Below are 8645 nucleotides of genomic sequence, written 5' to 3'. Positions count from 1 at the left end.
CGGGAACGTATTCACCGCGGCATGCTGATCCGCGATTACTAGCGATTCCAGCTTCACGCAGTCGAGTTGCAGACTGCGATCCGAACTGAGAACAGATTTGTGGGATTGGCTTAACCTCGCGGTTTCGCTGCCCTTTGTTCTGTCCATTGTAGCACGTGTGTAGCCCAGGTCATAAGGGGCATGATGATTTGACGTCATCCCCACCTTCCTCCGGTTTGTCACCGGCAGTCACCTTAGAGTGCCCAACTGAATGCTGGCAACTAAGATCAAGGGTTGCGCTCGTTGCGGGACTTAACCCAACATCTCACGACACGAGCTGACGACAACCATGCACCACCTGTCACTCTGCCCCCGAAGGGGACGTCCTATCTCTAGGATTGTCAGAGGATGTCAAGACCTGGTAAGGTTCTTCGCGTTGCTTCGAATTAAACCACATGCTCCACCGCTTGTGCGGGCCCCCGTCAATTCCTTTGAGTTTCAGTCTTGCGACCGTACTCCCCAGGCGGAGTGCTTAATGCGTTAGCTGCAGCACTAAGGGGCGGAAACCCCCTAACACTTAGCACTCATCGTTTACGGCGTGGACTACCAGGGTATCTAATCCTGTTCGCTCCCCACGCTTTCGCTCCTCAGCGTCAGTTACAGACCAGAGAGTCGCCTTCGCCACTGGTGTTCCTCCACATCTCTACGCATTTCACCGCTACACGTGGAATTCCACTCTCCTCTTCTGCACTCAAGTTCCCCAGTTTCCAATGACCCTCCCCGGTTGAGCCGGGGGCTTTCACATCAGACTTAAGAAACCGCCTGCGAGCCCTTTACGCCCAATAATTCCGGACAACGCTTGCCACCTACGTATTACCGCGGCTGCTGGCACGTAGTTAGCCGTGGCTTTCTGGTTAGGTACCGTCAAGGTGCCGCCCTATTTGAACGGCACTTGTTCTTCCCTAACAACAGAGCTTTACGATCCGAAAACCTTCATCACTCACGCGGCGTTGCTCCGTCAGACTTTCGTCCATTGCGGAAGATTCCCTACTGCTGCCTCCCGTAGGAGTCTGGGCCGTGTCTCAGTCCCAGTGTGGCCGATCACCCTCTCAGGTCGGCTACGCATCGTCGCCTTGGTGAGCCGTTACCTCACCAACTAGCTAATGCGCCGCGGGTCCATCTGTAAGTGGTAGCCGAAGCCACCTTTTATGTCTGAACCATGCGGTTCAAACAACCATCCGGTATTAGCCCCGGTTTCCCGGAGTTATCCCAGTCTTACAGGCAGGTTACCCACGTGTTACTCACCCGTCCGCCGCTAACATCAGGGAGCAAGCTCCCATCTGTCCGCTCGACTTGCATGTATTAGGCACGCCGCCAGCGTTCGTCCTGAGCCAGGATCAAACTCTCCGATAAGTAGTTTGACTGACTACGCACATCGCTGTGCGATTTATTTAAAACTTTGAATTAACAGGTACGTTTTGTCTTGTTTAGTTTTCAAAGATCATTACCGCTTGTTGAAGCAGCTTTATTAGCTTACCACTCAGCTTCTTTTATGTCAACAACTTTTTTCAAATCGTTTTCGAAGCTTTTTGTTTTGTCTGCTGTTCATCAGCGACGTTTAATAATATAACACCCTTTTAAAAGTATGACAATAGTTTTTTTAAAAAAAGTCCCTGTTTATTTTCATTCATACTTATTTCAGTTTCTCTTCTATAGAAAGAATGCTGTCTTGTGGTTTGGTATATTTTCTTGTATAGTAAGATTGAACTAAATACTTGATGACCACAAGGGGAGCATTAAAGCTGAGAGTGAACGTTTTGTTCTGACCCTTTGAACCTGTTAGTTAACGCTGGCGTAGGGATGTGGCAAAGCCAAATGAATTGCAGTTTTGTAAGCAGTGCGCGGACCTTTTCCCATCCTTCCCCGCGCTGCTTTTTTGTTTATCCTTGATACGGTTGTCTGACCAGGGGGAAAACTATGAATCATTCAACACAGCTTGTGCGCTTAATAGAAATAGCGATTATGACCGGAGCGGCCGTCATTCTGGACATTGTGTCAGGTATGTTTCTCCGGATGCCACAAGGCGGATCAGTCTCTATTATGATGATTCCGATTTTTTTGATTTCATTCCGCTGGGGAGTGAAGGCCGGGCTTACGACAGGCTTTTTAACAGGGATTGTCCAGATCGCCATCGGCAATTTGTTTTTGCAGCACCCGGTGCAGCTATTTCTTGATTATATCGCGGCGTTTGCAGTTCTCGGTTTCAGCGGCTTGTTTGCTTCCGGTGTCCGTGAAACGGCATTGGCTAAAAAAAGAGGCGCATTAACGGTGTATGTGATAAGCGGCGTTTTTATCGGCAGTGTGCTGCGGTATGCGGCACATGTGATCTCCGGAGCGGTCTTTTTCGGAAGCTATGCTCCGAAGGGCACTCCGGTCTGGATTTATTCGCTCGTCTACAACGCGACCTATATGATTCCTTCTTTTATCCTTTCGGCCATTGTCCTTATCTTATTATTCATGACGGCGCCGCGGCTTCTTGAAACCAAGCGGGCAAATTGAAACAGCAGGCGGGTTATGCCTGCTGTTTTTTTATCCAGAGCTGCGTTCTTCTTTCGAATCGCCCAGTTCTTTTGTAAGTTCATTTATGCTTTGTTTTATGTTTCCTTTGCCTGAAAAATTCTCAATGATCTCTTTTACATTGATTCCGGAAGATGCTTTTAAACTTTCCTGAAGACCGGCCATTAAATTGGTTGCATAGCCCGTGACTTTATTGGCTCCGCCGTTTTCACCGCTTCCTCCCGTATCAACGACAGTTATTTTATCAATGTTGGAAAGAGGCGCCGAGACTTGCTTCGCATACTCAGGCAGCATTTTCACAATCATATCGAGGATTGCGGCCTGCCCGTATTTTTCGAAGGCTTCAGCAATTTTCTCTTTAGCTTCCGCTTCCGCAAGACCTTTCAGGGCGGGTGACTTCCGCTTCGGTTTCTCCTCTCGCCTTTTCAGCCTCCGCTTTAGCAAGACCGTCAATTCTCACGCGTTCAGCTTCCGCTTTGGCCATCGCTTCAATACTATACTGTTCGGCATCTGCTTCTGCGAGCTGCTTCGCCTTTGCAGCTGCGGCCGCTTGTTCTACCGAATAACGGTCGGCATCGGCCTTTTTCTTCACTTCAGAGTCATACTGGCGCTCACGGCGGAGAATTTCTTTTTCTTCCAATTCAATCTGCTTTTGCCGCTCAATAATTTTAATCTGCATTTCCTGCTCTGTCACCTGCTGGCGGGCTTTTGCTGTTTCGAGGTCATATGCCTGGTCGGCATTGGCTTTTGCTGTGTCCTGCTCTCTTCTGTATTCCGCCATTTTCAGCTGATTGATTTTTTCCGCTTCAGCTATTTCAGTCGCCCGCTCCAGCTCTGATTTTTTTGCGTCTTTATCAGCCGCCGCGCGTTTAATTCTCGTCTCTTTATCCGCTTCTGCCGTGGCTATGTCCGCATCCCGCTTGACTTGGGCGATTCGCGGCTTACCTAATGATTCTAGATAGCCATTTTTATCGCGGACATCTTTAATCGTAAAGGAAACGATCATCAGTCCCATTTTGGCAAGATCCTGAGACGCAACCCGCTGGACTTCCTGAGAAAACTTTTCCCTGTTTTTATAAATTTCTTCAACGGTCATGGAGCCTAGGATGGAACGCAGATGGCCCTCCAGCACCTCACGCGCCTCCTGCTCGCGGTCCTCCTTAGACTTCCCTAAAAATTGTTCAGCTGCTGTTGCGATTTCCCCGATGGAGCCGCCGATTTTTATAATGGCGGTTCCGTCGGCCATTACCGGCACCCCTTGTTCTGTATAAACTTCAGGTGTAGAGACATCAAGCTTGCTTGAAAGTAAACTGAGAGGTTCCGCCTGCTGGAACACCGGAAGCACGAACGTTCCCCCGCCCCGGACGATTTTCAGACGATTTCCGCCTTCATCAATGTGGACGTTCTTATTGCCCAAATAGCTTCCGGTTACGATAAGGGCTTCGTCAGGCCCCGCCGTCCGGTACTTCGTAATAAATACAGCAATAAGTGCGATGAGTAAAAAGAATACGATTCCGATAACGATGATAATCGGCATAGTCATAACAGTTCCCCCTTAGATATCAGATTGGTTCATGCGGCGTCACAAAAAGCACTCCGTCTTTCACGTCAATCACTAATACGGCCGTTCCGTACTGAATCTGTTCTTGATCAAAGCTGACCGCAGATTTAGAAATAGCGCCTCCGATTCCCTCTATGATCACTTCCCCATAGCCGTCTTTCGGAACGGAAGTAATAACCCTGCCGATTCTGCCCTTTAAATCCGACTCCCGGTATACGAGCGATTCTTCCGCTGATGAAAGCGGTACAAGGACAAAGAAGTGAAGCAGGCTGACCAAAAAAACTGAAAGCACAAATGAAAGTAATGCAATGACAGGATTTGAAAGCGGAGTTGCGATTTCGCCGATGTAACCTGAGGCTGAAAAGATGGTCAAAAACGACAAAATCAACGTTGGATTTACGAATGAAACAGGAATGGCTTCCGAGACGCCGTGAAACACATCTTGAAAAAACAGAATCAAAAGCGTGAGGCTCCCCGCAATAATCAGTGTGTAAAGATAGATCGTTTCAAGCGGCAGATGAAATACGACCACATTCTTTCCTCCTTTCGGCCTGGATGTCGGAGTGTTACTTTATATACGGTTGCAAAGGAAAATGGTTTCAATTTTCTGATAAGAAAGGCTGATTACATGATTATCCAATCCGGATATGATATGTTTACTCCAAAGGAGGAGATAGGATGAGCATTTTTAATGAAGCCAGACAGCAGACTTGGGAAGAACTGAAAGGACTCTCTGATGAGGAATTCAACCAAAAGCCCGCGGCTGATGAGTGGAGCGTGCGCGAAGTCCTTGACCATTTAAAGAAAATTGACGAATCAGCGCAGGCCCTTTTATCAAAGCAGGCAAAAGACGCACCGTTAAAAGAAATAGAAGAAAAACCGATGGAGTTTATAGAGGACAGAACAACTAAACATCCGGCACCGTCACAGCTTGAACCTGAGCAAAACCGAATATCAGTCATCGAAGCGAAACAAGAATTAGATACAGCAAGACAGCAGCTGACCGCCGTTATTTCATCATTAAACGAGGAAGACTTTGAACGTGTGCTTCCGCATCCCGTTTTTCAAGAACTGACGATCCGCCAGTGGATTGATTTTATCGGTCATCATGAAAAGCGCCACATCAATCAAATAAAAGAAATTAAACAAAAAATCGAGAAGGTCTGACTCAGACCTTCTCGATTTTTTTCTTGACGCGTTTCGGTTCATAGGAATGGATGGCGACCGAATCACCCGTGCATATGTCTCCCGGCCGTTCAACAATACAGACAATTCCTCTTCTGCCCATTGCGTGCCTCACAAATGCCGCAGCGAGTTTTGGCTGATCCGGGTAAAAGGATTGAATGATTTCTCCCGGCTGAATGCACGGATCATTTTCTCCCTCGCACAACAGAGACGCACCGCTTGGAAATATCATTCTGCTTCCTTCTTTAAGCGGCGTCAGTGCAGAAAAACCGCTGATTGCGATATTAGCGCCGAGCCATTCTGGAAAGATATGAGAAACCCCCATCGCCGCCGCAATCTCATCACATTCCTCCATGGACACGATTGAAATTTGTCTCCGGTTAAAAATTTCCGTCCCTCTTTGATACATCGGCTCCCGCGCACCGGCTTTTTTTGTCAGTCCGAAATGAAGGTCACCTGGAAACCCGCCGTATTCCGCACGAAGCTTGTCCATCTTTTTGGTAACAAATTGTTCCGTATCTACTATATATACGCCTTCCGCCTTTGCTGTTATGCACTTCCACATCACCCGTCACCGCCTTTTTCTTGACATTATCCTTAAAAAACCCCGCTCTGTAAAGGAGCGGGGTTCAATTATTATACCGTTTTCGGCGTTAAGTCAAAGCAGCGTTTGTAAATCCAGTTGTATGCTTTCTCATTCAAGTCTCTTGGATTTCCGAAGGTTTGCGGATCTTTCATGGCTTCTTTTGATAAGCGCTCAATCATGTCCGGAGACACACCTTGTTCTTCTAAGCTCGGCACCTCTAAATCTTTTACAAGGTCATACATCCAATTGACGGACGCTTTGGCCGCTTCTTCGGTTGTCATGTTGCTTGTATCGATTCCGAATGCTTTGGCGATGCGGGCAAATTTTTCCGGATATCCCTTCCAGTTGTATTCCATTACCGGCCCCATCATAGCTGCGACGCATTGCCCGTGAGCGACAGGGATGATGCCGCCGAGTGTCTGGCTCATTGCATGCGCAGCGCCAGCGGATTCACTGCCGTATGAAAGTCCGGCAAGCATCGCCGCCTGTGCCATGCCGTATCTCGCTTCCAAATCCTCTCCATCCGCGAACGCACGCTTAATATAATGCGCCGCATATTCAATAGCCATTAAAGCCACGGCATCAGTGATCGGCTGCGCGAATTTCATCGTATAGCACTCAATGGCGTGCGCGAGAGCATCGATACCTGTCATGGCCGTCACATGCGGAGGCATGGACGTATGCAGCTCAGGATCAATGACTGTTAAATGCGCGGCGATAAGCGGTCCGCCCGTATTGAATTTAAATTCTCTTTCCTCGTCTGTAATGACCGCCCATTGCGTAACCTCTGAACCCGTTCCGGCAGTTGTCGGGATCGTTGTCAGCGGAGGAATACGGTTTTCCAGCGGCTTTTTGCCTTCCGCGGCTTCATAATCAAGCACGCTACCTTCGTGTGTCGCTTCTACTCCGATCGCTTTCGCCGTATCCATAGAGCTTCCGCCGCCGACAGCCACAAGGCCGTTGCAGCTTTCTTTTTTATACAGTTCAGATCCTTCGTTCACAAGACGTACAGGCGGGTTCGGCTCCACTTTGTTAAACAGGACGACTTCGATGCCTGCTTCCTGTAAGGATTCAATAACCGGGTTTGCCACTCCCGCATTATAAATTCCCGGGTCTGTTACGAGCAGCGCTTTTGTGACGCCAAGCGATCTGACTTCTTTTCCCGCATGCTGAATCGCGCCGATTCCGTGCTTAATAACTGTCGGGATTTCGAATGTATGGAATTTATGCATGCTTTCTACTTTCATATTTAATGTCATATTATATCTCCTCCTCGTTATGCTTGAAACCAGTTAACAGGTGCAGGTTTCGTGTTGCGGTAAATATGTTTGACTTCCGTGTATTCTTCCAGACCGATTTTGCCGAGTTCGCGGCCGAAGCCTGATTGTTTGTACCCGCCCCACGGCGCTTGCGCGAAATACGGATGAAAATCATTGATCCAAACCGTACCCATCCGCAGTTTTGCGGCTACGCGTTCGCATTTTTCAATATCCTTTGACCATACCGCTCCGGCCAGCCCGTAAATGGTATCGTTGGCGAGTCTGACCACTTCTTCTTCAGAAGAGAATGACTCGACTGTTAAAACGGGGCCGAAGATTTCCTCTTGGACAATTCTCATGTCAGACTTGCAGTTTGAGAAAATAGTAGGTTCATAGAAGAAACCGTTTTGAAGGGCGGGATCATCAGGACGTTTGCCGCCTGTTTCCAGCTTTGCCCCTTCTTCGATTCCGATTTCTACGTATTTTTCAACTTTGGCCCGATGCTCGGCGGAAATCAGCGGACCGCTTTCCGTATCTTCATGAAAACCGTTTCCTAATTTGATGCGTTTCGTGCGCTTGATCAGCTCGGCTAAAAATTCATCATGAATGGCTTCGTCCACTAAAAGGCGCGAGCCTGCCGAACAAACTTGGCCGGCATGAAAAAACACGGCGTTGAGCGCTTGATCTGCGGCTGTTTCGAGATCTGCATCTTGAAATACGATATTCGGATTTTTGCCGCCAAGCTCAAGGGCAATCTTTTTCACATTGCCGCTTGCCGCCTGCATGATTTTTTTGCCTGTTTCAATTCCGCCCGTAAAGGACACCAAATCGACGTCAAGGTTTCTCGCCAGCTCATCCCCGACAGAAGCGCCCGGTCCAAGCACAAGATTGGCGGCTCCTTTCGGAATACCGGCTTCTTCTATTAATTGAAAGACTTTAATGGTTGTCAGCGGAGTTATCTCGCTCGGCTTTAAAACGATCGTGTTTCCGGCCGCAAGAGCGGGAGCGATTTTCCAGCTCGCCTGAAGGAGCGGATAGTTCCACGGCGTAATTTGTCCGCATACGCCGATTGGCTCTCTGACGATTTTACTAACGGAATCAGGAATCGGAGATGAGATGACCTCGCCTCCGTCTTTATCCGCCAAACCGGCATAATACTGAAATACATTTGCGATATCATCCATGTCGGCTTTGCTTTCTTCAATGGTTTTCCCTGTATCCAGCGATTCCAGCTCAGCTAATTCGTTCAGATCTCGTCTGATTAATTCCGCAATTTTCAGAACAAATTGACCGCGCTCAAGTCCGGAAAGCACCGGCCACTCCCCTTCATCAAATGCTTTTCTGGCTGCGGCGATGGCTTTCACCGCATCGTCCCGGTCTCCTTCGCATACTGTTGCAATTTCTTCCTGATTAAATGGATTGATGATACGGCGGGTCTGTTTTTTTTCTGCACTGATCCATTCGCCGCCAATATAAAGCGTTTTGCTCATAAGAGTCC

General features: G+C 48.3%; 6 protein-coding genes, 1 rRNA gene, 1 pseudogene and 1 riboswitch (1 of these 9 cut by a window edge). Of the genes and pseudogenes, 2 read left to right on the top strand and 6 right to left on the bottom strand.

Going from position 1 to position 8645, the window contains the following annotated elements; all coding sequences use genetic code 11:
- A 16S ribosomal RNA gene (locus AUL54_RS15690) occupies positions 1-1392 on the bottom strand (it extends 158 nt beyond the left edge of the window).
- 364 nt (positions 1393-1756) lie between these two features.
- Positions 1757-1857, top strand: a riboswitch (TPP riboswitch).
- A gap of 99 nt (positions 1858-1956) precedes the next feature.
- Here AUL54_RS15690 and thiT point away from each other — a divergent pair.
- Positions 1957-2538, top strand: a complete 582-nt coding sequence (thiT, locus tag AUL54_RS15685; protein WP_060964474.1) for an energy-coupled thiamine transporter ThiT — start codon at positions 1957-1959, stop codon at positions 2536-2538.
- Between the two features lie 30 nt (positions 2539-2568).
- Here the strand turns inward: thiT and AUL54_RS15680 are convergent.
- Positions 2569-4099 (bottom strand): annotated as a pseudogene (locus AUL54_RS15680) (flotillin family protein).
- A gap of 19 nt (positions 4100-4118) precedes the next feature.
- Complete coding sequence (locus tag AUL54_RS15675) at positions 4119-4649, bottom strand: NfeD family protein (protein WP_060964473.1); 531 nt, start codon at positions 4647-4649, stop codon at positions 4119-4121.
- Positions 4650-4795: 146 nt separating this feature from the next.
- Here AUL54_RS15675 and AUL54_RS15670 point away from each other — a divergent pair, with 146 nt between their 5' ends.
- Complete coding sequence (locus AUL54_RS15670) at positions 4796-5284, top strand: DinB family protein (RefSeq protein WP_060964472.1); 489 nt, start codon at positions 4796-4798, stop codon at positions 5282-5284.
- 1 nt (position 5285) lies between these two features.
- Here the strand turns inward: AUL54_RS15670 and AUL54_RS15665 are convergent, their stop codons facing one another.
- The 3 genes from AUL54_RS15665 to betB form a co-directional block, all read right to left on the bottom strand.
- A complete protein-coding gene (locus AUL54_RS15665; protein ID WP_060964471.1) occupies positions 5286-5867 on the bottom strand; it encodes an MOSC domain-containing protein in 582 nt (193 codons plus the stop codon).
- Between the two features lie 71 nt (positions 5868-5938).
- Positions 5939-7147: a choline dehydrogenase gene (gene gbsB, locus AUL54_RS15660; protein WP_060964470.1), complete on the bottom strand. Its 1209-nt coding sequence runs from the start codon at positions 7145-7147 to the stop codon at positions 5939-5941.
- Positions 7148-7164: 17 nt separating this feature from the next.
- Positions 7165-8637 carry a betaine-aldehyde dehydrogenase gene (betB, locus tag AUL54_RS15655; protein ID WP_060964469.1) on the bottom strand — a complete coding sequence of 491 codons (1473 nt, stop codon included), beginning with the start codon at positions 8635-8637 and terminating at the stop codon, positions 7165-7167.
- Positions 8638-8645 lie beyond the last annotated feature (8 nt).

This window comes from Bacillus sp. SDLI1, assembly GCF_001553895.1.
In the GTDB taxonomy this organism is placed as follows: domain Bacteria; phylum Bacillota; class Bacilli; order Bacillales; family Bacillaceae; genus Bacillus; species Bacillus siamensis.
Note: the sequence above shows the minus strand (reverse complement) of the source record. Positions and strands in the feature narration are given on the sequence as shown.

Excerpts from the sequence above, each read along its gene's own strand:
- AUL54_RS15665 (WP_060964471.1), bottom strand. The coding sequence starts at position 5,867 with ATGTGGAAGTGCATAACAGCAAAGGCGGAAGGCGTATATATAGTAGAT.
- AUL54_RS15670 (WP_060964472.1), top strand. The coding sequence starts at position 4,796 with ATGAGCATTTTTAATGAAGCCAGACAGCAGACTTGGGAAGAACTGAAA.
- betB (WP_060964469.1), bottom strand. The coding sequence starts at position 8,637 with ATGAGCAAAACGCTTTATATTGGCGGCGAATGGATCAGTGCAGAAAAA.
- gbsB (WP_060964470.1), bottom strand. The coding sequence starts at position 7,147 with ATGACATTAAATATGAAAGTAGAAAGCATGCATAAATTCCATACATTC.
- thiT (WP_060964474.1), top strand. The coding sequence starts at position 1,957 with ATGAATCATTCAACACAGCTTGTGCGCTTAATAGAAATAGCGATTATG.